This window comes from Achromobacter aegrifaciens (assembly GCF_902859965.1).
Taxonomy (GTDB): domain Bacteria; phylum Pseudomonadota; class Gammaproteobacteria; order Burkholderiales; family Burkholderiaceae_B; genus Achromobacter; species Achromobacter aegrifaciens.
The window spans coordinates 390245-412840 of the sequence record NZ_CADIKO010000003.1; the positions used below are offsets into that span (position 1 = coordinate 390245).

Annotated in this window: 21 protein-coding genes; 14 read left to right on the forward strand and 7 right to left on the reverse strand. The window is 65.7% G+C overall.

Annotated elements, in window-relative coordinates; all coding sequences use genetic code 11:
• Positions 1 to 70 precede the first annotated feature (70 nt).
• The 4 genes from HV793_RS20820 to pssA all read left to right on the forward strand — a co-directional run bounded on the left by HV793_RS20820 (position 71) and on the right by pssA (position 4387).
• Complete coding sequence (locus tag HV793_RS20820) at positions 71 to 1840, forward strand: acetolactate synthase 3 catalytic subunit (RefSeq protein WP_255423500.1); 1770 nt, start codon at positions 71 to 73, stop codon at positions 1838 to 1840.
• Positions 1841 to 1851: 11 nt separating this feature from the next.
• The gene (gene ilvN, locus HV793_RS20825; protein WP_054450173.1) at positions 1852 to 2343 is read left to right on the forward strand and encodes an acetolactate synthase small subunit; all 492 of its coding nucleotides are present in this window, start codon (positions 1852 to 1854) and stop codon (positions 2341 to 2343) included.
• 76 nt (positions 2344 to 2419) lie between these two features.
• Positions 2420 to 3436, forward strand: a complete 1017-nt coding sequence (ilvC, locus tag HV793_RS20830; protein ID WP_013391929.1) for a ketol-acid reductoisomerase — start codon at positions 2420 to 2422, stop codon at positions 3434 to 3436.
• A gap of 177 nt (positions 3437 to 3613) precedes the next feature.
• Positions 3614 to 4387 (forward strand): CDP-diacylglycerol--serine O-phosphatidyltransferase, encoded by a 774-nt coding sequence (gene pssA / locus HV793_RS20835; protein WP_054450175.1) that lies wholly within the window; start codon positions 3614 to 3616, stop codon positions 4385 to 4387.
• A 67-nt stretch (positions 4388 to 4454) separates the two neighbouring features.
• Here pssA and HV793_RS20840 read toward each other — a convergent pair whose 3' ends face one another.
• Complete coding sequence (locus HV793_RS20840; protein WP_054450177.1) at positions 4455 to 4973, reverse strand: hypothetical protein; 519 nt, start codon at positions 4971 to 4973, stop codon at positions 4455 to 4457.
• A gap of 312 nt (positions 4974 to 5285) precedes the next feature.
• Between HV793_RS20840 and rpsO the strand changes: the two genes are divergently transcribed.
• The 4 genes from rpsO (at position 5286) to HV793_RS20860 (ending at position 9989) form a co-directional block, all read left to right on the forward strand.
• Positions 5286 to 5555, forward strand: coding sequence for a 30S ribosomal protein S15 (rpsO, locus tag HV793_RS20845; RefSeq protein ID WP_006223612.1), 270 nt, complete (start codon positions 5286 to 5288; stop codon positions 5553 to 5555).
• Positions 5556 to 5645: 90 nt separating this feature from the next.
• On the forward strand, positions 5646 to 7808 hold the full coding sequence (gene pnp, locus HV793_RS20850) for a polyribonucleotide nucleotidyltransferase (protein WP_054450179.1): 2163 nt from the start codon (positions 5646 to 5648) through the stop codon (positions 7806 to 7808).
• Between the two features lie 287 nt (positions 7809 to 8095).
• Positions 8096 to 8758, forward strand: coding sequence for a hypothetical protein (locus HV793_RS20855; RefSeq protein WP_370127071.1), 663 nt, complete (start codon positions 8096 to 8098; stop codon positions 8756 to 8758).
• Between the two features lie 13 nt (positions 8759 to 8771).
• Positions 8772 to 9989, forward strand: a complete 1218-nt coding sequence (locus HV793_RS20860; RefSeq protein ID WP_054450181.1) for a threonine ammonia-lyase — start codon at positions 8772 to 8774, stop codon at positions 9987 to 9989.
• A 15-nt stretch (positions 9990 to 10004) separates the two neighbouring features.
• Here HV793_RS20860 and HV793_RS20865 read toward each other — a convergent pair whose 3' ends face one another.
• The 3 genes from HV793_RS20865 to HV793_RS20875 all read right to left on the reverse strand — a co-directional run bounded on the left by HV793_RS20865 (position 10005) and on the right by HV793_RS20875 (position 12882).
• On the reverse strand, positions 10005 to 10568 hold the full coding sequence (locus tag HV793_RS20865) for a PIN domain-containing protein (protein ID WP_244958691.1): 564 nt from the start codon (positions 10566 to 10568) through the stop codon (positions 10005 to 10007).
• 177 nt (positions 10569 to 10745) lie between these two features.
• The gene (locus tag HV793_RS20870) at positions 10746 to 11435 is read right to left on the reverse strand and encodes a glutathione S-transferase family protein (RefSeq protein ID WP_175181162.1); all 690 of its coding nucleotides are present in this window, start codon (positions 11433 to 11435) and stop codon (positions 10746 to 10748) included.
• Between the two features lie 523 nt (positions 11436 to 11958).
• Complete coding sequence (locus HV793_RS20875) at positions 11959 to 12882, reverse strand: carbon-nitrogen hydrolase family protein (protein ID WP_054450188.1); 924 nt, start codon at positions 12880 to 12882, stop codon at positions 11959 to 11961.
• Positions 12883 to 12965: 83 nt separating this feature from the next.
• Here HV793_RS20875 and HV793_RS20880 point away from each other — a divergent pair, with 83 nt between their 5' ends.
• From HV793_RS20880 to HV793_RS20900, 5 genes are all read left to right on the forward strand, one after another.
• Entirely contained in the window at positions 12966 to 13910 is a 945-nt protein-coding gene (locus tag HV793_RS20880) for a LysR substrate-binding domain-containing protein (RefSeq protein WP_054450190.1), read from the forward strand.
• A gap of 70 nt (positions 13911 to 13980) precedes the next feature.
• Entirely contained in the window at positions 13981 to 14901 is a 921-nt protein-coding gene (locus HV793_RS20885; protein WP_175213874.1) for a LysR family transcriptional regulator, read from the forward strand.
• A 169-nt stretch (positions 14902 to 15070) separates the two neighbouring features.
• Positions 15071 to 16279: a CaiB/BaiF CoA transferase family protein gene (locus HV793_RS20890; RefSeq protein WP_082400642.1), complete on the forward strand. Its 1209-nt coding sequence runs from the start codon at positions 15071 to 15073 to the stop codon at positions 16277 to 16279.
• A 70-nt stretch (positions 16280 to 16349) separates the two neighbouring features.
• Positions 16350 to 17309 carry a Bug family tripartite tricarboxylate transporter substrate binding protein gene (locus tag HV793_RS20895; RefSeq protein ID WP_054450197.1) on the forward strand — a complete coding sequence of 320 codons (960 nt, stop codon included), beginning with the start codon at positions 16350 to 16352 and terminating at the stop codon, positions 17307 to 17309.
• Between the two features lie 22 nt (positions 17310 to 17331).
• Positions 17332 to 18258, forward strand: a complete 927-nt coding sequence (locus tag HV793_RS20900) for a hydroxymethylglutaryl-CoA lyase (protein WP_175213875.1) — start codon at positions 17332 to 17334, stop codon at positions 18256 to 18258.
• Positions 18259 to 18272: 14 nt separating this feature from the next.
• Here HV793_RS20900 and HV793_RS20905 read toward each other — a convergent pair whose 3' ends face one another.
• Complete coding sequence (locus HV793_RS20905; protein WP_054450200.1) at positions 18273 to 18710, reverse strand: universal stress protein; 438 nt, start codon at positions 18708 to 18710, stop codon at positions 18273 to 18275.
• A 93-nt stretch (positions 18711 to 18803) separates the two neighbouring features.
• A complete protein-coding gene (locus HV793_RS20910) occupies positions 18804 to 20360 on the reverse strand; it encodes an AMP-binding protein (protein WP_125470928.1) in 1557 nt (518 codons plus the stop codon).
• Positions 20361 to 20586: 226 nt separating this feature from the next.
• Here HV793_RS20910 and HV793_RS20915 point away from each other — a divergent pair, with 226 nt between their 5' ends.
• Entirely contained in the window at positions 20587 to 21600 is a 1014-nt protein-coding gene (locus tag HV793_RS20915; RefSeq protein WP_158598566.1) for a Bug family tripartite tricarboxylate transporter substrate binding protein, read from the forward strand.
• A gap of 3 nt (positions 21601 to 21603) precedes the next feature.
• Here HV793_RS20915 and HV793_RS20920 read toward each other — a convergent pair whose 3' ends face one another.
• The gene (locus HV793_RS20920) at positions 21604 to 22512 is read right to left on the reverse strand and encodes a LysR family transcriptional regulator (RefSeq protein ID WP_119450841.1); all 909 of its coding nucleotides are present in this window, start codon (positions 22510 to 22512) and stop codon (positions 21604 to 21606) included.
• Between the last annotated feature and the right edge of the window lie 84 nt (positions 22513 to 22596).

Sequence of the window (22596 nt, forward strand, 5' to 3'; positions counted from 1 at the left end):
GGCGTGGCTCCGTGAGCCGCAAAGCGCCGGATCATGTTGTCGGGACCGGTATGGGTTCAGTTGCCGCCGTATCCGGGCGAGCAGCAGTCAGGGTTGCAGGGCCGGTACTGAAAGGAATGACAACATGGAACTGAATGGCGCCGATATCGTCGTGCGCTGCCTGGCCGATGAAGGCGTGGAACACGTTTTCGGCTACCCCGGCGGCGCGGTGCTTTACATCTACGACGCGATTTTCAAGCAAGACAAATTCCAGCATATCCTGGTTCGTCACGAGCAGGCCGCCGTGCACGCCGCCGATGCCTATTCGCGCTCGTCGCAAAAGGTCGGCGTCTGCCTCGTGACCAGCGGACCGGGCGTGACCAATGCCGTCACCGGCATCGCCACCGCCTACATGGATTCCATCCCCATGGTCATCATCAGCGGGCAGGTGCCCACTGCGGCCATTGGCGAGGACGCCTTCCAGGAATGCGACACCGTCGGCATTACGCGTCCCTGCGTCAAGCACAACTTCCTTGTGCGCGACGTCAAGGACCTGGCCGAAACCATGCGCCGCGCGTTCTACATCGCGCGCACCGGCCGTCCCGGCCCGGTGCTGGTGGATATCCCCAAGGACATCACCATCGCGCAGTGCAAGTACACGCCGCCCAAGGGCGAGATCTCGATGCGCTCCTATGCGCCCGTCAACAAGGGCCACCAGGGGCAGATCAAGAAAGCCGTGCAGATGCTGCTGGCCGCCGAGCGGCCCATGATCTACACGGGCGGCGGGGTCATCCTGTCGAACGCCGCGCCCGAGCTGAACAAGCTCGTGTCGCAACTGGGCGCGCCCTGCACCAGCACCCTGATGGGTCTGGGCGGCTACCCGGCCAGCAGCGGCCAGTTCGTCGGCATGCCCGGCATGCACGGCACGTACGAGGCCAATATGGCGATGCAGCACTGCGACGTGCTGCTGGCCATCGGCGCCCGTTTCGACGACCGCGTGATCGGCAACCCCAAGCACTTCGCCCAGAACGCCCGCAAGATCATCCATATCGATATCGATCCCTCGTCGATCTCCAAGCGCGTGCGCGTGGACGTCCCGATCGTCGGTAACGTCAAGGACGTGCTGGCCGACCTCAGCGCGCAGTACGACATCGCCGCGGCCGAGCACAAGCCCGCTCCGATCGCCAAGTGGTGGGAGCAGGTCGAGTCCTGGCGCGGCAAGGAATGCCTGAAGTTCGCCAACTCGGACGAGGTCATCAAGCCGCAGTTCGTGGTGGAAAAGCTCTGGGAAGTGACTGGCGGCGACGCCTTCGTGACTTCCGACGTGGGCCAGCACCAGATGTGGGCCGCGCAGTACTACAAGTTCGACAAGCCGCGCCGCTGGATCAACTCCGGCGGCCTGGGCACCATGGGCGTGGGCCTGCCGTACGCCATGGGCGTGCAGATGGCCAATCCTGGGCACGACGTCGCCGTCATCACGGGCGAAGGGTCGATCCAGATGAACATCCAGGAACTGTCGACCTGCCACCAGTACCGCCTGACGCCGAAGATCATCTGCCTGAACAACCGCTTCCTGGGCATGGTCCGGCAGTGGCAGCAGATCGACTACGGTTCGCGCTATTCCGAGTCCTACATGGATTCGCTGCCCGATTTCGTCAAGGTGGCCGAGGCCTATGGCCACGTGGGTCTGCGCATCGAACGACCGGCGGACGTCGAGCCGGCGCTGCGCGAAGCGTTCAAGAAGCACAAGGATCGCCTGGTTTTCCTGGACTTCATCACCGACCGCACCGAAAACGTGTGGCCGATGGTCAAGGCCGGCCGCGGGCTGACCGAAATGCTGCTCGGCTCTGAAGACCTGTAAGGAGGCCACCCATGAAGCACGTGATTTCCGTCCTCCTCGAGAACGAACCCGGCGCGCTGTCGCGCGTGGTGGGCCTGTTTTCCGCGCGGGGCTACAACATCGAGACCTTGACCGTGGCGCCCACCGAGGACTCCACGCTGTCGCGCATGACCATCGTGACCACCGGTTCCGATGAAATCATCGAGCAGATCACCAAGCACCTGAACCGCCTGGTGGATGTGGTCAAGGTGGTCGACCTGACCGAAGGCGCGCACATCGAGCGTGAGCTGATGCTCGTGAAGGTGCGCGCGGTCGGCAAGGAGCGCGAGGAAATGAAGCGCATGGCGGATATCTTCCGCGGCCGCATCATCGACGTGACCGACAAGTCCTACACCATCGAATTGACCGGGGTGCAGGAAAAAGTACAGGCCTTCCTGGAGGCCCTGGACCGCAGTGCAATCCTTGAAACCGTGCGCACCGGTGTGTCCGGCATCGGACGCGGTGAACGGATTTTGAAGATTTGACCGGCCTTCCAGGCCAAGCCGCACCCTACATCTGAATTAAACAAATATCCAAAATACTGGAATCTGGAGCACAACCATGAAAGTTTTCTACGACAAAGACTGCGATCTCTCCCTGGTCAAGGGCAAGACTGTTGCCATCATCGGCTACGGCTCGCAAGGACACGCGCACGCGCAGAACCTGCATGAGTCCGGCGTGAAGGTCGTGGTCGGCCTGCGCAAGGGCGGCGCCTCGTGGAACAAGGCCGCCAACGCCGGCCTGGAAGTCAAGGAAGTTGCCGACGCGGTCAAGTCCGCCGACATCGTCATGATGCTGCTGCCCGACGAGAACATCGCCTCGGTCTACAACAAGGAAGTGCACGCCAACATCAAGCCCGGCGCCGCCCTGGCGTTCGCCCACGGCTTCAACGTGCACTACGGCCAGGTCGTGCCGCGTGAAGACATCGACGTCATCATGATCGCCCCGAAGGCCCCGGGCCACACCGTGCGCAACACCTACAAGCAAGGCGGCGGCGTGCCCCACCTGGTGGCCGTGTACCAGGACAAGTCGGGCGCCGCGCGTGACGTGGCCCTGTCGTACGCCAGCGCCAACGGCGGCGGCCGTGCCGGCATCATCGAAACCAACTTCCGCGAAGAAACCGAAACCGACCTGTTCGGCGAACAGGCCGTGCTGTGCGGCGGTACCGTCGAACTGATCAAGGCCGGTTTCGACACGCTGGTGGAAGCCGGCTACGCGCCCGAAATGGCGTACTTCGAATGCCTGCACGAACTGAAGCTGATCGTCGACCTGATCTATGAAGGCGGCATCGCCAACATGAACTACTCGATCTCGAACAACGCCGAGTTCGGCGAGTACGAAACCGGCCCGAAGATCGTCACCGACGAAACCCGCAAGGCCATGCGCCAGTGCCTGACGGACATCCAGACCGGCGAATACGCCAAGAAGTTCATCCTGGAAAACACCGCCGGCGCTCCGACGCTGACCTCGCGCCGCCGCATCAACGCGGAATCGCAGATCGAGCAAGTGGGCGGCAAGCTGCGCGCCATGATGCCCTGGATCGCCGCCAACAAGCTGGTGGACAAGTCCAAGAACTGATCCATGCCATTGCGCGGGGCCTGCCCCGCGCAATCAGGGTCGAAGCGGCATGCCTGCGAGGGCATGCCGCTTTTTTTGCAGGCTTCCCCTCGATTGGCCAGGCACGCGGCTTGCTCCGCCCCGCAAGCGGGGCCAGATGGGTTAACCTTTCAATGTTCGTTGTAAGTTATTGAGACCATGCCCAATTTTTCCATGCGCGATTCCGAGAACCGCCACCGCAGCATCTACCTGCTGCCCAACGCGTTCACCACCGCGGCACTGTTCGCGGGGTTCTACGCCGTCGTGCAGGCCATGAACGACCGCTTCGAAGTGGCCGCCATCGCCATTTTCGCGGCGATGGTGCTGGACGGCATGGACGGCCGGGTCGCCCGCCTGACCAACACCCAGTCCGCCTTCGGCGAGCAGTACGACTCGCTGTCCGACATGACCTCCTTCGGCGTTGCGCCCGCGCTGGTCATGTACGAATGGATCCTGAACGACCTGGGCCGCTGGGGCTGGCTGGCCGCGTTCGTCTATGTCGCCGGCGCCGCGCTGCGCCTGGCGCGTTTCAACACCAACATCGCCGTGGTCGACAAGCGCTACTTCCAGGGCTTGCCCAGCCCGGCTGCCGGCGCGCTGGTGGCGGGTTTCGTCTGGCTGGCCGTGGACAACAAGCTGCCCATCCATGACAGCCTGATGGCCTGGGCGGCGTTCACGCTGACCATGTACGCGGGCATTTCCATGGTGTCGAATGCGCCGTTCTTCAGCGGCAAGAGCTTCGCCCTGGGCCGCAGCGTGCCGTTCTGGGGCATCCTGCTGGTGGTGGCCGTGTTCGTGTTCGTGTCCAGCGATCCTCCGGTCGTGTTGTTCGGCCTGTTCGTGCTGTACGGCCTGTCGGGCTGGATCATGTGGGCCTGGCGCTGGAACCGCGCGCGCCGCCTGACGCAGGAACGCCGCAACCAATCGTCCTGATTGGTGAACGCCTTGAAAACAAAACCCGCCTGATGGCGGGTTTTGTTTTTTTAGAGAGGCGGGGGAATCAGCGCCACATGAACCTGTCGTCGTCGTACATGGGGTCCGGGCCGGGATGGAAGTGCGTCAGCTTGCTGCCGTCGCGGCTCATGTAGACATACATCAGCGAGTTCCAGACGCCGTTTTCCTTGTAGCGGTACGACCAGACCACCTCGCGCTTTTCTCCCAGGCCGGCTTCCTCGATCTTGGCGGGCGGGCCGAATTCGCAGCGCACGCGGTCGGGACCCCATACGCCTTCGCTCAGCACCTTGAAGTGTTCGTCCGTCAGCAGCGGCACCACCTGGCCCACGCGTCCGTCCGCGCCGACGTTGGTGCCCCAGGCGTACTGGCCCATGGGCTGCTGGGTCCAGATCACGCGCCGCCCGCCATTGGCTTGCGGGCATTCGAAGTTGGGCCGGCCGAACTGGGCTTGCACGTCGGCGTAGGGCGTGCCGGGAGGAATCTGGGCCATGTTTGCGCAGGCGGCCAGGCCGGCCAACGCGGCGGCAGCCAGTGCCAGGCGCGCGCTTCTGTAATATTTAGACATATCTTCTCCTTACGTGGCATCGCGGCCTGCGGCGGGGCAGGCGGCCCTCATTGGGGTAATTCTAGCGAATCGGCTATAATCATCGAGCTTTATCAAGTGTATTGATCTTGCAACATCCTTTGCGCTGGCCGCAGAGCTGGTCCAGGTGCCAGGCCCCGGTGTCGAAACACCGCGTCCAACACCCGGATTCCAGGCTTCTGTTTGAGTCATCAATGGCAGCAGTGAGAAAGCGAATTCCGCCAGGTTCGCGCAAATTTTTTCCAAACCACGTCAGGGCGCCTCGGCCCTGTCGCATGTCCGAAGAGGTCATAAATGTCTGTAGCTGACATCAAGAAATCCGATATCGTCGCGCAATTCCAACGCGCTCAAGGCGATACCGGCTCCCCCGAAGTTCAGGTGGCTCTGCTCACCGCCCGCATCAACGAACTGACCGGTCACTTCAAAGAACACATGAAGGACCATCACTCGCGCCGCGGTCTGCTCCGTATGGTCAGCCGTCGCCGCAAGCTGCTCGACTATCTCAAGGGCCGCAATCCCGATTCGTACCGCGCACTGATCGAAAAACTCGGTCTGCGCAAGTGATCGACGGGGCTGGCTCCCCATGACGCAACCGTGGTCGGTGCGACGTATGTCGCGACGGCCACGGTTTTTCATTTGTAAGGAATAATCGTCATGTTCAACAAAGTGACAAAATCGTTCCAGTACGGCCAGCACACGGTCGTCCTGGAAACTGGCGAGATCGCTCGCCAGGCCTCCGGCGCCGTTGTGGTGTCGATCGAGGACACCGTCGTCCTGGCCACCGTCGTGGCTTCCAAGAAGGCCAAGCCGGGTCAAACGTTTTTCCCGCTGACCGTTGACTACATCGAGAAGACCTACGCCGCCGGCCGCATCCCGGGTGGCTTCTTCAAGCGCGAAGGCAAGCCCTCCGAGAAGGAAACGCTGACCTCGCGCCTGATCGACCGTCCCCTGCGTCCGCTGTTCCCCGAAGACTTCTACAACGAAGTCCAGGTGGTCATCCACACGCTGTCGGTCAATCCTGAAATCGATCCCGACATTCCCGCCATGATCGGCGCCTCGGCCGCGCTGGCCATCTCGGGCATCCCGTTCAACGGCCCCATCGGCGCCGCGCGCGTGGGTTACATCGATGGCCAGTACGCCATCAACCCGACCGCCTCGCAGCTGAAGTCGTCCAAGCTGGACCTGGTCGTCGCCGGCACCGAAAACGCCGTGCTGATGGTGGAATCCGAAGCCGACCAGCTGTCCGAAGAAATCATGCTGGGCGGCGTGGTCTACGGCCACCAGCAAATGCAGGCCGTCATCAACGCCATTCACGAACTGGTGAAGGACGCCGGCAAGCCCGATTGGGACTGGCAAGCGCCCGCCAAGGACGAAGCCCTGATCGCCGCGGTCACCGCAGCTGCCCAGGAAGGCCTGAACGCCGCCTACCAGATCCGCGAAAAGCAGGCCCGTACGACCAAGCTGCGCGAAGTGTCGGCTGACGTGTCGGCCAAGCTGGCCGCCGCCGCCGCCGAAAAGGGCGAAGCGCTGCCGGACGCCGTCGCTGTCGACAACATCATGTTCTCGCTGGAATCCGCCATCGTGCGCGGCCAGATCCTGAACGGCGAGCCGCGCATCGACGGCCGCGATACCCGCACCGTGCGCCCCATCAGCGTGCGTCTGGGCGTGCTGCCCCGCGCACACGGCAGCGCGCTGTTCACCCGCGGTGAAACCCAGGCGCTGGTCGTGGCCACGCTGGGCACCAAGCAGGACGAGCAGATCATCGACGCGCTCATGGGCGAATACCGCGACCGCTTCATGCTGCACTACAACATGCCTCCGTTCGCCACCGGCGAAACGGGCCGCATCGGTGTGCCCAAGCGCCGCGAAATCGGCCACGGCCGCCTGGCCAAGCGCGCGCTGATCCCGCTGCTGCCGGCTCCGGAAGACTTCCAGTACACCATCCGCATCGTGTCGGAAATCACCGAGTCCAACGGCTCGTCGTCGATGGCTTCGGTCTGCGGCGGCTCGCTGGCCATGATGGACGCCGGCGTGCCGGTCAAGGATCACGTGGCCGGCGTGGCCATGGGCCTGATCCTGGACGGTGGCAAGTTTGCCGTGCTGACGGACATCCTGGGCGACGAAGATCACCTGGGCGACATGGACTTCAAGGTCGCGGGCACCGAGAACGGCGTCACCGCACTGCAGATGGACATCAAGATCCAGGGCATCACCAAGGAAATCATGCAAGTGGCGCTGGCTCAGGCCCGCGAAGGCCGCCTGCACATCCTGGGCAAGATGAAGGAAGCGCTGGACGGTTCGCGCGGCGAGCTGTCGGCTTTCGCTCCGCGCATGCTGACCATCAAGATCAACCCCGAGAAGATCCGCGACGTGATCGGCAAGGGCGGCGCCACCATCCGCGCGCTGACCGAAGAAACCGGCACGCAGATCGACATCTCGGACGACGGCACGATCGTGATCGCCAGCGTCGACGAAGCGCAGGCCAAGGAAGCCCAGCGCCGCATCGTCGAACTGACCGCCGACGTCGAAGTGGGCCAGATCTACGAAGGCGCCGTGCTGCGCCTGCTGGATTTCGGCGCCATCGTGCAAGTGCTGCCGGGCCGCGACGGCCTGCTGCACATCTCGGAAATCGCCAACTACCGCATCGCTAACATCAACGATGTGCTGAAGGTCGGCCAGCAAGTCCGCGTCAAGGTCATCGAGGCCGACGACAAGGGCCGCCTGCGCCTGTCCATCAAGGCGATTGGCGGCATCGAGCAGCAGCAAGCCGCTGCGGCTCCCGAAGCTGCCCCGCAATCGGAACCGCAAGCTGAATAAGCCTGCTTGACCGGTAGCATGAAACGGCGCCTGCGGGCGCCGTTTTTCATGGGCCGACGCGCACGCTTGTGGCCGGCATGATTCATCTTCTTGCTTCTTCAGACCCCGGACATCTCCCAACTGCGCTTACCTTCCTGTAAAGTCTTGCGCGAGAGCGAGGCCCCCCGACCACGGAGGATGGCCTGCGCGACGTGGCAAAGAAGGGGGAAACGGATGGGCAAGGCATGACGGCGTGGGCCAGATCCGCCAGTGCCGCGGCGCTGCTTGCGGCCGTGCTGAGCGGCTGCATGAGCAGCCCCGCGCCGGGCAAGGGCGGTCCCAAGAGCGAGGACATGTCCGCCGACCAGTTCGGCCAGACCGACTTCAACCGCACCGTCACGCTGGAGGTGCGCGACAACCTGGCCAGCCTGTATGTCCTGCTGGACAAGCTCTACCGCCGCAATCCGCGCGAATGGCGCAAGTCCGGCGCGCCCGACCTGGCCAAGGCGGTGTCGCTGGTCAAGCATTCCATCGAAGTCCGCATCCCGCCCAAGGACCTGGCGGGACTGCGCGACATCCAGATCCTGGCCGTGTCCCTGGACCCCAACTATTCGGGCGACCGGGTCGGCGCTTTCATCTACGGCTTGGCCGACACCATCATCGCCGCCCACAACGGCAAAACCCGCCTGTACGCTACCGACGCGCTGGACGGGCAGCGGGTCTACAATGCCGCACGGAACGTCGAGGCAGCCGCCTGGCTGCTGGCGTCGCGCCGCAATACCCAGGGCGAACCCTTGCTGCTGGCCAACGAAATGTCCCAGAACGCCACCAACCTCAGCTTTGAACGCGAATTCGGCGCCATCATCGGCCGCCTGGATCTGATCGCGAACCTGCTGGGCGAGAACACGCGGCGCATCGGGATCAACTACGCGCAGGGCCTGCTGCTGTTCAATTTCCTGCCGGTGCGCTAACAGGATTTCCATCGTGATCGATATCGCCTCCATTCAGACCGCCCGCGAGAACCTGCGCGGCCAGGTGCTGAAGACCCCGTTTACCCTGTCCCGCACGCTGTCCGACATCTTCGGCGCGGAGATCTGGCTGAAGTTCGAGAACCTGCAGTTCACGGCTTCGTTCAAGGAGCGCGGCGCGCTCAACCGCATGCTGACGCTGTCGGAAGCAGAACGCGCCAAGGGCGTGATCGCCGTGTCCGCCGGCAACCACGCGCAGGGCGTGGCCTACCATGCCCAGCGCATGGGCGTGCCGGCCGTGATCGTGATGCCGCGGTTCACCCCCACCGTCAAGATCGCCAACACGCGCCGCTTCGGCGCCGAGGTGGTGCTGGCCGGCGACACCTTCGACGACGCCAAGGCGCGCGGCTACGAGTTGGCGCAGGAGCGCGGCCTGATCATGATCCACCCGTACGATGACGAGGCGGTCATATCGGGGCAGGGCACGGTGGCGCTCGAGATGCTGGAAGACCAGCCGCAGCTGGACACCCTGGTCGTCGCCATCGGCGGCGGCGGCCTGATCTCCGGCATTGCCACCGCGGCCAAGGCGCTCAAGCCCGGCATCGAGATCATCGGCGTGCAGACCGAGCGCTTTCCGTCCATGTACGCCGCCGTCAAGGGCGTGTCCATGCCGCAGGGCGCCTACACCATCGCCGAAGGCATCGCGGTGAAGTCGCCGGGCGCGCTGACCCAGCCCATCGTCACCCAGCTGGTCGATCGACTGGAGCTGGTCAGCGAAAGCGATATCGAGCACGCCATCGTGGTGCTGCTGGAGATCGAGAAATCGGTGGTCGAAGGCGCGGGGGCCGCCGGCCTGGCCGCGCTGCTGCGCGCGCAGGAAGAGGGCAGCGACCGCTACAAGGGCAAGCGCATCGGCCTGGTGCTGACGGGCGGCAACATCGACCCGCTGATGCTGGGCGAACTGATCGAGCGCGGCATGGTGCGCGCCGGCCGCCTGGCGCGCATCCGCGTGGACCTGCGCGATCTGCCGGGCGCGCTGGCACACGCCACCAAGCTCATCGCCGACGCGCAGGCCAACATCACCGAAGTGCACCACCAGCGTGCGTTCACGTCATTGCCGGTGCGCAATGTCGAGGTGGATTTCGTGCTGCAGACGCGCGGCCACGAGCACATCCAGGAAGTGATCGACATACTGAACGCGGCGGGCTTTGCCGCCAGCAACCACGACCACTGAGCACGCTGGCGCGGTTCAGGCGCCGCCGTTCTGCGCGGCGTCGCGCGCCAGCAGGTTCTTCAGGCCATACAGGCGCTCGCGGTGCAGCGTCGCCGACAGCGGCTCGGGTTCGCGCCCCAACGCCACATAGTCCGCGGGCACCTGTGCCGCCGCCGCACGGATGGCGTCGGGCGCGGCCTGCCACCATTGCGTCAGCATGCGGTCGGGGTTGTAGACGTCCAGCCCCTGGCGCCGCAGTTCGGAACGGTTGAAATCCTTCAGATTCCAGGTCAGCACCTGCACCACCGGCGGCTGTTGCAGGCCGCAGCGCGCGCGCCGCGCCAGGCCGGCCGCGATCACGTGGAAGTCCTTGGGGTCGCTGTAGCGCAAGGAGGCCTCGTAGACCTGGGTGTCCGTCTCGCGGGCGCCGGGAAAGCGCGCGTTCATGTCGTCCCACATCTCCATCATCACCTCGGGCGGGATCTCCCAGATGCGCGAGGCGTTGCGGCGCCATTCCTCGCCGATGCGGTCGGTCCAGACCGGCGTGTATACGCCGGCCTCGGCCAGCCTGAGCAGCAGGCGGCGCAGGATGCCTGACATGAGGATGCAGGCGTCGAGGACGATGAAGGGCGGGGAGGAGGAAGCGGCGGTCAAGTGAGGTCTGAAGCCCCGCCGGCGCATGGCGGGCAGGGCGAAAACGTGGAAAACGAGGCGCAAGAATAACGTTTTTGGAAGCCGTCCGGGGCGGGCGGCCGCGCGCGGGAAGGGCGTCAGGCCTTAACCGAGTTCGGCGCGCACGGCATTGCACAGGCTCACCAGGTTGCGCCGCGACACCAGGCACTGTTTGAGCGGCGTGTCGATGGCGTAGAAATAGATATTGGCGAGAAAGCCGTAGAGCCCCGCGTCCACGCTACCCGGATTGGGGCCGAACATGAAGCCGTTGTCGCCCAGCAGGCTGGAGACGGCCTCCAGGTCGGCGATCCCGCGCGCATAGGCGTCTTCGGGGGCGTAGCGGCCTATGCCTTGGTAGTGGTAGCGCTGGAAGTTGTATTGGCGGGCGGCTTCCAGCTGCTCGGGTGTGACGTCCGGGTGGGCGTCCAGCAGCGCGCGGCGGAAGGTCGGCCAATAGCGGTCATCGCGCCAGCGCGAATAGGACATGACCCAGTACAGGTCGTCCAGCGCGCGGCGCACCAGCAAGTCCTGGCGCTGCTGCTCGGACGTGAGGGAATCGTCGATGGTCAGTTCGTACTGGCGCTTCAGGTAGGCGATGATGGCGTCGCTGTCGCCGATGCGCAGATCGCCGTCGGCGATGTAGGGCAGTTGGCCACGCGGGGCGGACTGTACGTCCAGCGTATGCCGGTGGTCGAACGGCAGCCGGCAGAGCTTCAGGAAGGCGTAGATCTTCAGGCCGTAAGGATTGTTGTCTTCCAGCCCATAGAGTCCGGGGTACGAGTAGAGGGTGATCATGGCGCGCTCCCTGGTTACCGGACTAGATTAGATCGGCGGGGGCAATTTTGCGCGCTTCAGTTTGACGAGGCAGGCGTTCGCCGGTTTGCGACGAAGGATGGACGCCTGGCCTGTGGCGGGGTGGTGCCCGAGACCGGAATCGAACCGGTACGGCCGCGAGGCCGAGGGATTTTCTTACCACTTCGGCTTTCGCCGCCAGCGCGGATGCGCTGTTCGTGGTCTGGAGCACGCCTTCACCATAGCCTTGCGGCCTTAGGTGCCCGCCGTCTGCTCTCTACACCTTCCCCGGCCGTGCGGCCAGGGCTTGGCTCGGCGTTGGCTCGGAACGGGTCCAGGGCATTCGCCGAGTTTGACGGGCTACACCTTTGGAGTTTCCCCCAAAGGGCTCAAATTAGTTCAAGTCCCTTGTGTCTACCAATTTCACCACTCGGGCGTTGCGCGGCCCGGAAGGGCCGGCAGCGGGCGAGACTATACCATCCCGGCGCCAGGGGCCTGGCTTGCGGGCTCCTGGTGGACGGGACATTCAGGAGACGAAGCGCACGGCGGGGCGCGGGCGTTCGTCCACGGTCAAGGAAAAGACGTCGGGGCGCGAGTAGTGGCCCACCACGTCGAAGTCGTAGCGGGCGCGCACCAGTTCCGCCGTGTCGACCTGGGCAGTCAGCAGGCCGGCCTTGCCGCGCAGCGGGCCCGCCAGCACGTCGCCCAGCGGGCCGACGATGACCGAGCCGCCGTTGATCAGAGGGCGGTTGGCGTCCCAGCCCGGCACGTCCTGGCCCAGTTCGGCGGGCGAGGGTTGCACCTGGCAGGCGCTGACCACGAAGCAGCGGCCTTCGTGGGCGATGTGGCGCATCGAGCACTGCCAGATGTCGCGTTCGTCCACGGTGGGCGCGCACCAGATTTCCACGCCCTTGGCGTACATGGCGGTGCGCAGCAACGGCATGTGGTTTTCCCAGCAGATGGCGCCGCCGATGCGGCCGGCTTCGGTGTCGACGACCGGCAGGGTCGAGCCGTCGCCTTGGCCCCAGATCAGGCGTTCGGTGCCGGTGGGCATGAGCTTGCGGTGCTTGGCGGCGAGGCCGGTAGCAGGTTCGAAGAACAGGGCGGTGCAATACAGCGTGTTGCCGCCGCGTTCGATCACGCCCACCACCAGGCTGGCCCCGGTGCGCTGCGACAGGGCGGCGAGCGCTTCGGTTTCGGGGCCGGGCACGTCGATGGCGTTGTCGTAATAGCGGGCATAGGCCTCGCGACCTTCGGGCAGGCGGTAGCCCAGGCGGGTGCCGAAGATCTCGCCCTTGGGATAGCCGCCCAGCAGCGCTTCGGGCATGACCACGAGCGAGGCGCCAGAGGCGATGATCTCGCCCTCGTAGGCGAGGATGTCTTCCAGGGTGCGGGCTTTGCCCTCGGGGGAGGAGCCGATCTGCAGGGCGGCGACGGTTTTCGTGGTCATGGCGGGGGCCTCGGAAACGTGGCAATGGGCTTCAGTGTCCGGCCGGCCCTAAAATCAATCAATCCTGGTCAGAGATAAATGATATGAACCAAATTGATATCGAGTCAGCCGACCTGAACCTGCTCAAGATCTTCGAGGCCATCTATGACGAGGGCGGAGCGGGACGTGCCGCGCTGCGCCTGGGCGTGACGCAGTCCGCTGTCAGCGCGGCGCTGGGCCGCCTGCGCGCGCTTTACGGAGACCCCCTGTTCACGCGCACCGGCAGAGGGCTGACGCCCAGCCTGCGGGCGCGCGAACTGCGGCCCGTCATTGGCGAAGCCCTGGACAAGTGCCGTCAGAGCCTGTCGCTGGCGCGGCCTGGCGCGGCGGGCTTTGCCGGCAGGTCGGTGACGCTGGGGCTATCGGACGATTTCGAGATCGCGCTGGGACGAGACGCGATCCACGCGCTGGCGCAGAGCGCGCCGGGGCTGCGCCTCATCTTCCGCCAGACCCACAGCCGGCTGGCGGCCGACATGCTGATGGCGCGCGAGGCGGACCTGGTGATCGCTTCGGGCGGACTGGCCTCGCAGGCCTTGCAGCGCGTGACGGTCGGGCAGGGCGGCTATGCCTGCCTGCTGGATCCCGCCAGCGTGGCGCCAGGCCAGACCACCTTGTCGCTGGAGGAATTCATCCGCCGCCAGCACATTCTGGTGTCGTCCGGCGGCTTCATCGGGGTGGTGGATGAAGTGCTGCACGGGCTGGGACTGACGCGCCGGGTGCAGGCCTCGACCACGCATTTTTCGGCGTTGGCGTTCCTGTTGCGGGGCAGCGATGCCCTGTCGACCTTGCCCGCGCACGCGGCGCGCGGCCTGGCTGCCGCTTCCGGCCTGCGCATGCTGCCCTGCCCGGTCGCGATGCCGGGCTATGCCATCGAAATGGGCTGGCGCGCCGACGCCTTGCGGGATGAGGCAGTGGCCGTGGTCAGGCGCGGTTTGCTGGGCTTGCTGACTGGCTACGCATGGGAGGGCGGTATGGGCGTGCGGGGTTAGAGGCGCAAGGCGCCCGGACCGGGAAAACCCCGATCCCTGCGCAGGCGCGCAAGGCACGACACTTCCCGGCATGAAGCCCGTCCCGTCTCCCCCGCCGCATCCCCGCGATATCGATCCCGTCTCGCTCCGCCTGTTCCTCGCAGCGCTGGAGGAAGGCAGCCTGGCGCGCGCCGCCGCCCGCGAGAATATCGTTCCTTCCGCCGTCAGCAAACGCATGTCGGAGATGGAGGATGCCTTCGGCGTGCCGCTGCTGGAACGCGGGGTCAGGGGCGTGCAGCCCACGCCGGCAGGCAATGCGCTGGCCACGCACGTGCGCATGGTGCTGCAGAGCATGGACCGCATGCGCCGCGAGATGGTGGGCTTTGCGACCGGCGTGCGCGGCAGTATCCGGCTCGCGGTTAGCGTGGCGGCGCTGTCCGGCGAACTGCCGGCGCAGATCCAGTCCTTTCGCCGCGCCTATCCCCAGATCGATATTTCCCTGGAAGAGGGCACCACCCAGGAGGTGTTCCGCGCGGTGCTCGACGGCCAGGCCGACGTGGCGGTGGGTTCCGATTTTGGTCATGACGGTTTGCAGGTCTTTACCTGTGGCCGCTGCGATCTGGCGGCGGTCGTGCCCGGCCAGCATCTGCTGGCCGACCGCGACACGCTGGACTACGCGCAATTGCTGCCCTTCGAGCAGATCGAACTGAACCGCGACAACGGCATCAGCGCGGTGTTCGAGCAGGCGGCGCAGGATGCGGGCGTGGCGCGGCGGATCAGCGCGCGGGTCAGCTCGCATGAAACCATCTGCATGCTGGTGGCGCGCGGCATGGGCGTGGCCGTGGTGCCCATGTATCTCAAGGCGCGCCACGCCAACCTGGACATCCGCTTCATTCCGCTCTCCGGAGCCTGGTCCAGCACTTCCTTGTGCATCGCCGTGTTGGGGCTGGACGCCTTGCCGCCCGCCGCTCGCGTGCTGTTGGCGCATCTGGGCGTGGCGGAGGCCGCCTGAAACGACGGGGCTCAGGGCTTTCCCGGACGTTCCCAAACGAGAATGCCCCCGTGCTGAAAGAGCGCTACCCGCTGATCCGGCTTGCCGCCGATGATGGGGCATGGGGCGGCGGCATGCATCGATCTTGCCGTTGCCTGTTTTTCAGCGCATCAGGCCCGAGGATATGCAGATGGCAGCAACACCGGCTTCACCCTTCATGGACCACACCGAATTACCGCTGCGCGGCATCAAGGTGCTGGAGCTGTCCCACATGATCATGGGCCCGGCGGCCGGCCTGGCGCTGGCGGACCTGGGAGCCGAGGTCATCAAGGTGGAGCCGATCGAAGGCGACCGCACCCGGCGCCTGAAGGGCTCGGGCAGCGGCTACTTCCCGGTCTTCAATCGCAACAAGCAAAGCCTGGCGATCGACCTGAAGGCGCGCGAGGGGCAGGCCGTGGTGCGCCAGCTGGCCTTGCAGGCGGACATGGTGGTGGAGAATTTTCGCGACGGCAGCCTGGCCCAGTACGGGCTGGACTATGAGTCGCTGTCGGCCGAGAACCCTGGGCTGATCTACGTATCGCTCAAGGGCTTTCTGTCCGGCCCCTACAAGCAGCGCACCGCGCTGGACGAAGTGGTGCAGATGATGGGCGGGCTGGCCTACATCAACGGCGGCGCGGACACGCCCCAGCGCGTGGCGGCCTCCGTCAACGACATCCTGGGCGGCACCTTCGGCGTGGTGGGCGCGCTGGCGGCGCTGCACGACCGCCACGCCACGGGGCGCGGCAGGCATGTGCGCTCCGGCCTGTTCGAGAACAACCTGCTGCTGGTCGCGCAGTTCATCGCGCAATACCAGCTGACGGGCGCGGCGCCCAAGCCCATGGGCGCGGAGCGCCGGCCGCCCTGGGGCGTGTATGACGTGTTCGAGACCGCCGACGGCCGCGTGTTCGTCGCCGTGGTGGGCGATGCGCAATGGCGCAACTTCGCCCAGAAATTCCTGCCGCCCGAGTGGGCCGCCGATCCGCGCCTGGCCACCGCCGTCGACCGCGAGGCGGCGCGGCCCTGGCTGGTGCCGGGCGTGGGCGAGATCCTGAAGACCTGGAAGACCGACGAGCTGTGCGCGGCACTGGAAGCCGCCGGCCTGTCCTATGGCCCGATACGCCAGCCGCACGACCTGCTGGACGATGCGCACCTGAACGCCGGCGGCGCGCTGCTCAAGACCCGGCTGCCGGACGGCGGGGAGATATCCGCGGCGGCGCTGCCCATCGAGTTCGACGGCCTGAAGGCCGGCAAGCGTTCCGATCCGCCGCGGCAGGGCGGCGACACGCAGGCCATTCTGCAGGGCCTGGGCTGGGATGCCGCGCGCATCGAGGTCCTGCGCAGCGCAGGCGTTATTGCATGAACGGGCGGTAGCGCCCGATATCGGTCGAGGCGGCGCAGACCGCCAAGACTTCCATCAAAGAGGAGACAAGATGATCCGCAGACTGTTCGCGGTGGCCGCGCTGGCCGCCGCCTGTGCCGCACACGCCCAGGACTATCCCAGCAAGCCCATCCGCATCATCATCCCGTCCACGCCGGGCGGAGGCACCGACTACATCGGCCGCCTGATGAGCACCAAGCTGCATGAACTCAACGGCTGGTCAGTGATTCCCGAGAACAAGCCGGGCGCGGGCACGGCGCTGGGCCTGGCCGAAGCGGCGCGCTCGCCTGCCCAGGGTTACGACCTGGTGATCGGCCAGTCCGACAACGTCACCCTGATTCCGCTGCTGATGAAGGTGTCGTACGACCCGGTCAAGGACCTGGCGCCGGTGGCGCTGGTGGCCACTACGCCCATGGTGCTGCTGGTGTCGGACAGCTCGCCCTACAAGACGCTGCCCGAAGTGATCGACGCCGCCAAGAAGGATCCGAACAAGATCTCCTATGGCACCTCGGGCACGGGTGGCGGCGTGCACATCGCCATCGAAATGCTGCAGCACGCGGCCGGCTTCAAGATGCAGCACGTGCCGTACAAGGGCTCGGCCCCGGCGCTGGCGGACCTGATGGGCGGACACCTGCAGTTCGCGGGCTCTTCGATTTCGTCGGCGGCCACGCTGATCAAGTCCGGCAAGGTGCGCGCGCTGGCAGTCACTTCGCCCAAGCGCAATCCGGCGCTGCCGGAGGTGCCCACGGTCGCGGAGCTGGGCTACAAGGATTTCAGCGTGGTGACCTACTACGGCGTGCTGGCCCCGGCCAAGACGCCGTCCGCGGTCGTGTCGCGCCTGAACAGCGACTTCAACAAGCTGCTGGCGCGCAAGGACGTGCAGGAGGCGCTGGCCTCGCAAGGCCTGGAAACCGATCCGGTGTCCACCGAACAGTTTGCCGCGTTGATCAATTCGGACATCGCCAAGGCGCGCCAGACCATCGAAAGCGCGGGCATCGTGGTGCAGCAGTAGGCCGGCCGGGAAAGGACAGCACATGAACCAGGAAATCAGGCTTTGCGAAGTGGGTCCGCGCGACGGGCTGCAAATGGCCAAGGGCATGATGTCCGCGGCCGACAAGCTACGCTGGATCCGGCAGCTGGCCGACGCCGGCCTGCGCGAGATCGAGGCGGGCAGCTTCGTGTCGCCGCGCTTGGTGCCGCAGATGGCCGATACGGGTACGGTACTGCCCGACGTCCTGAAGATCGAGGGCTTGACGGTGGTTGCCCTGGTCTGCAACCTCAAGGGCGCCATTGCGGCCTACGAGGCTGGCGCGCACGCGCTGTCGTTTCCTGTCTCCGTTAGCGACACGCATAGCCGCGCCAACGTCGGCAAGGGCACCGACGCACAGGTGGAGGTGCTGGCCTCCATCGTCGATTGGGCGCGGGCGCAGCCGCGGCCCGTGCGCATCGATGCGGCGGTCGCCACCGCCTTCGGATGTTCGATGGAAGGCGCGGTGCCGGTGCGCCGTGTCGCGCAGGTGGCCGCCGCCGCCGCGTTGGCCGGCGCCGACGAGATCGCGCTGGCCGACACCGTGGGCTATGCCCATCCGGCGCTGGTGCGCGATGCGGTGCGCGCCGCGCAGGACGCCGTGGGCGCGCGCCTGGTCAAGCTGCACCTGCACGACACGATGGGGCTGGGCCTGGCCAATGCGCTGGCCGGGCTGGACGAAGGCATCCGCGCTTTCGATTCCTGCCTGGGAGGCCTGGGAGGCTGTCCCTTCGCGCCTGGCGCGTCGGGCAATATCGTCACCGAAGACCTGGTCTTCATGCTGGAAAGCATGGGCTACCGCACGGGCGTGGATCTGTCGCGGTTGCTGCAGGCGCGGCCCTTGCTGGCCCAGGCGCTGCCGCAGGAAAGCCTGCGCAGCGGCGTGGCCGCCGCTGGCATACCGAAGACCTACGGAGCGCGCGCCGCGGTCTAGTCCAAGCGCCGGTCTTAGCGGTAGACGATCACCGGCAGCGTCGAATGCGCCATCACCTTCTGCGTCTGGCTGCCCAGCAGCACGGCCGCCAGTCCGCCGTGGCCGCGCGAGGCCATGGCGATCAGGTCGCAGCCTTGCGTCATGGCGATATCGATGATGGTCTGCGCCGGGTTGTTGCTTTCGCGCATTTCGGTGGTGCAGGGCACGCCCGCGGCGCTGGCTTGCGCGGCCGCTTGCGACAGGTACGACTTGGCGAGCTCCTGGGCCTCGCGCTCATATTCCGTATGCACGCCCTCCAGGTGCACCGTTTCCATGGAGGTCGGGCGGTAGGCGCTGTACACCGTCAGCACCGTGACGCTTGCGCCCAGGGCGCTGGCCAGGCCCAGTCCTTGCGCCAGGCCAGCATAGGAACGCTCGGATCCGTCGATGGGGATGAGTATGTGCTTGTACATGACAACCTCCTGAGGGTGTGGAGGGCGGCGCGAGTCCGCGCGGCCCTAGGAGCGTGAACAGCATCTATCCCCATACTACGCCTAGTGGTGCCCTTAGCCCACCTTTCTCTCCTCATGCGCCCAGTGCGCGTCCCTCAGTTGCTTGCGCGCGAGCTTGCCGTTGGCGTTCTTCGGCAACTCCGCCACCAGTTCGATGCTGCGAGGCTTCTTGAAATCCGCCAGGTGCTTGCGGCAATGCTCGATCAGATCGGCCGGGGTGGTGGTGTCGCCAGGCTTGAGCACGAGCACAGCCTTGACGGACTCGCCCCACACCTTGTCGGGCACGCCGAAAACGCAGGCTTCGTACACGCCCGGATGCTGATACAGCGCCTGTTCGACTTCAGTAGGGTAGATATTGAATCCGCCCGAGATGATCATGTCCTTCTTGCGGTCCACGACATAGAGGAAACCTGCATCGTCCATCCGAGCCAGGTCGCCGGTATGCAGCCGGCCATCGCGCAGGGCTTGCGCGGACAGCTCGGGTTCGCGCCAATAGCCTGCGAAGATGTCGGGGCCGGTGGCGGTAATCTCACCGACCTCGCCGGGCGCGACCTCACGGCCGTCTTCGTCCAGCAGACGAACCTCGCTTTCGCCGAATGGACGCCCGCAGGAGAGCAGCCGTTCCGGGTGGCCCGACATGGCTGCGGCATGGTCCAGGGCACTCAGCAGCACCAGGCCGCCGGTGGTTTCACCCGCGCCATAGCCCTGGCTGAGCTTGGGTCCCAGGGCTTCCCAGGCTTCGCGGATGCGGGCCGGCGCCATCGGCGCGCCGCCATAGGAAATCTGTCGCAGCGCGCTCAGGTCGTGCTGATGCAGCCGCGGATGCGCGATCAGCATGTTGACCATCGTGGGCACCATGAAGCTGAAGGCGGCGCGATGCCGGGCAGCGGAGGCCAGGAAGCTCTCGGGGTCGAACCGGTCATGCAGCAGGATCGTTCCGCCCTGGAACAGGAAGGGCTGCATGAACATGCCGCTGGCGTGGGTAATGGGGCCGGCGAGTGCCAGCACTTCGCCGGGATTGGCGCGCATGCGGCCCATCACGACCTTGCGCAGCGACGCCAGGCGGTTGCCTACCGTCTGCATGGCGGCCTTGAGCTTGCCCGTCGAGCCCGACGTAAAGTGCAGCACGGCCAGGTCGCCGGGTTGCATCGGCACGTCCGGGTTGCTGTCGGCGGCCGACTCCAGCAGGCGTTCGTATGAGCGCCAGCCTTCGATGTCGCTGGCGCCCATCACCAATCGATGCCGCACGTTCTCCAAGCCGTCCAGCAGGGATTGCGCTGCTTCCACATGGGCTGGGTCCACAATGAAGGCCGCCGCATCGGCATTGTTGACCGAATCCAGCACCTCCTGGTTCGACAGGCGCGCGTTCAGGGCCACTTTCACCAGTCCCGCCTTGTACAGCGCGCATTCGAGTTCGATGATCTCCGGGCAATTCCAGGCCAGAATGGCGACGCGATCGCCTTTCTTCAGCCCCAGGCCCAGCAAGGCGTTGGCCAGGCGGTTGGAGCGGGTTTCCAGCTGTCCGAAGCTCAGCGTCCTGTCGCCGAAAATGACGGCGGGACGGTCGCGCCAATAGCGCGCATTGCGGGTGGTGTATCGGCCTTGGTTCATGGTGTGTCCGTGTCTGGGGTTGGCTTGCCGCTATCCTGCGGGGCGGCAAGGCGCCCGCGGATAACCAGGACGCGAATCCTCATGCCGCGCCGTTATCGTGCGGGGGCGATTCCCCTGCGTTATGGAAATCGTTGGATGCGGCATGACGTTCAGGCGGCCTGCGGGTTACCTCTATGCGAAAGCGGGGCCAGCATCGGTCCCGCCTTGCACAAGAACAGGAGACAACATGAACCAGCGAAATTTCCGCCTGCGGGACAGGGCGGCCCGTTGCCTGGCGGCCGTCAGCCTGGGGCTTGCCGCGCTCATGGCGGGACCCGCGCAGGCGGCTGGCGCCGGGGCTGCCGGCTACCCCGATAAGCCCATACGCTTCATCGTGCCGTTCTCGGCTGGCGGCCAGTTCGACTACATCGCCCGCCTGGTCGCCGTGCCCCTGGGCAAGGAACTGGGCCAGACCATCATCGTCGAGAACGTGGGCGGGGGCGGCGGCAATCTGGGCGGCGCCAAGGTCGCGAACGCGCCTGCGGACGGCTACACCCTGCTGGAGTACGGCGGCAACTTCGCGATTGCCAAGCATCTTTCGCCCAAACTGTCGTTCGACCCCATCGCGGATCTGGCGCCTGTATCCGGACTCAGCATCGCTCCGCACGTGGTCCTGGTCAGCAGCGCCTTGCCGGTCAAGACATTCCAGGAGCTGCTCGCATACGCCCGCGTCAATCCAGGCAAACTGAGCTACGGCAGCCCGGGGGTGGGCTCATCCATGCATCTGACGTTTGAAACGCTCAAGCAGCATTTCGGCCTGGACGCCATACACGTGCCCTATCGGGGTGGCAGCAACGCGCTCAATGACCTGGCAGGCGGCCAGATCGATATCGGCATCGTCGCGGTCGCGCCCGCCATGCCCTTCATCGCCTCAGGGAAGATCCGCGCGCTGGCCGTCACCAGCGCCAAGCGCGCCGCTTCCCTGCCAGAGGTGCCTTCCGTGGCCGAGCTGGGATATGCCGGCTTCGACAGCGGCAGCTGGGCGGGAATCGCCGTGCCGAAAGGCACGCCGCAGGAAATCATCGACCGGCTGAATGCCGCCGTCGGCCGCGCGATGCAGGATGCCCAGGTGCTGGAGGCCTTGGCGTCGCAATCGTTCACGCCCATACCCGGCACGCCGCAGCAGCTGCGCAAGCTCATCGATGATGAGTCCGCCCGCTATGGGCCGCTCATCGACAAGCTGGGCTTGCAGGCGGATTGAGGGCTAGGCGCCCGCCCGGGCCCGGGCATGCTCCCGCAGGATTTCCAGCAGCCGCTGCGTCAGCGGCGACTGGTAGCTGTTGCGCCGCGTCAGCACGCCGATCTGCCGATGCCATGTCATGTCGTCCAGAGGCAGGATGCTCAGGCCCTGGCCGGCATGCGCGGACAGGGTGATTTCGCTGACCAGCGTCAGCAGGTCCGTGCTGTGCAGGATGCCCAGCAATCCCGATACCGACGCGTTGGATTCGATCGTCACGTTGGGCGGCGCCGACCCGTGTTGCTCGAACTTGGCTTCCAGCCAGCGCCGTGATGCCGCCTGCGGTCCCGGCAGCATCCACTGGCACCCCGCCAGATCGGCAAAGCGGATCTTGCGGCGGCCCAGCAAGGGATGGCCCGGGCGCACGGCAACGAAAAGCTTGTCTGCGAACAAGGGTTCCCGTTCGAACTCCGCCGCGGAGGCGGATTCGAACAGCGAACTGATGGCGAAGTCCAGGTCTCCCTGCCGTAACGCTGGAATCAAGGCATCGTTCAGGCTGACCATGACCTGGACCTTGGCGGCGGGTCGTTGCGCCAGCAGTTCGATGCAGGCCGGATTGAAGAACGATTCCGCGAGCAGCGGCGTGACGCCGACGCGCAGCAAGCCGATGCTTCCGCGGTGCAGGTCACCCGCTTCCTGCATGGCGTCGTCGAGTTCCCGCCTTGCCTGCATCGAGCGCTGGTAGAACGCGCGTCCTGGAATTGTCAGCTCCATGCCCTTGGGCGTGCGGACAAAGAGCTGCAGTTTCAGTTCTTCTTCCAGGCGCCGGATGCCCTTGGTCAGTGCAGGCTGGCTGACGCCTATGCCGTCGGCGGCCCGGCCGACATGGCCCAGCCGCGCGACCGCCAGGAAATAGTCCAGATCTTCCAGCCTCATGATTCCGCCAGGTTATTGAAAACGAAGAAAAGATAATTGCGAGGATGCCGGGCGCTGTCAAGCTGGGGACTACTCAAAGGAGAC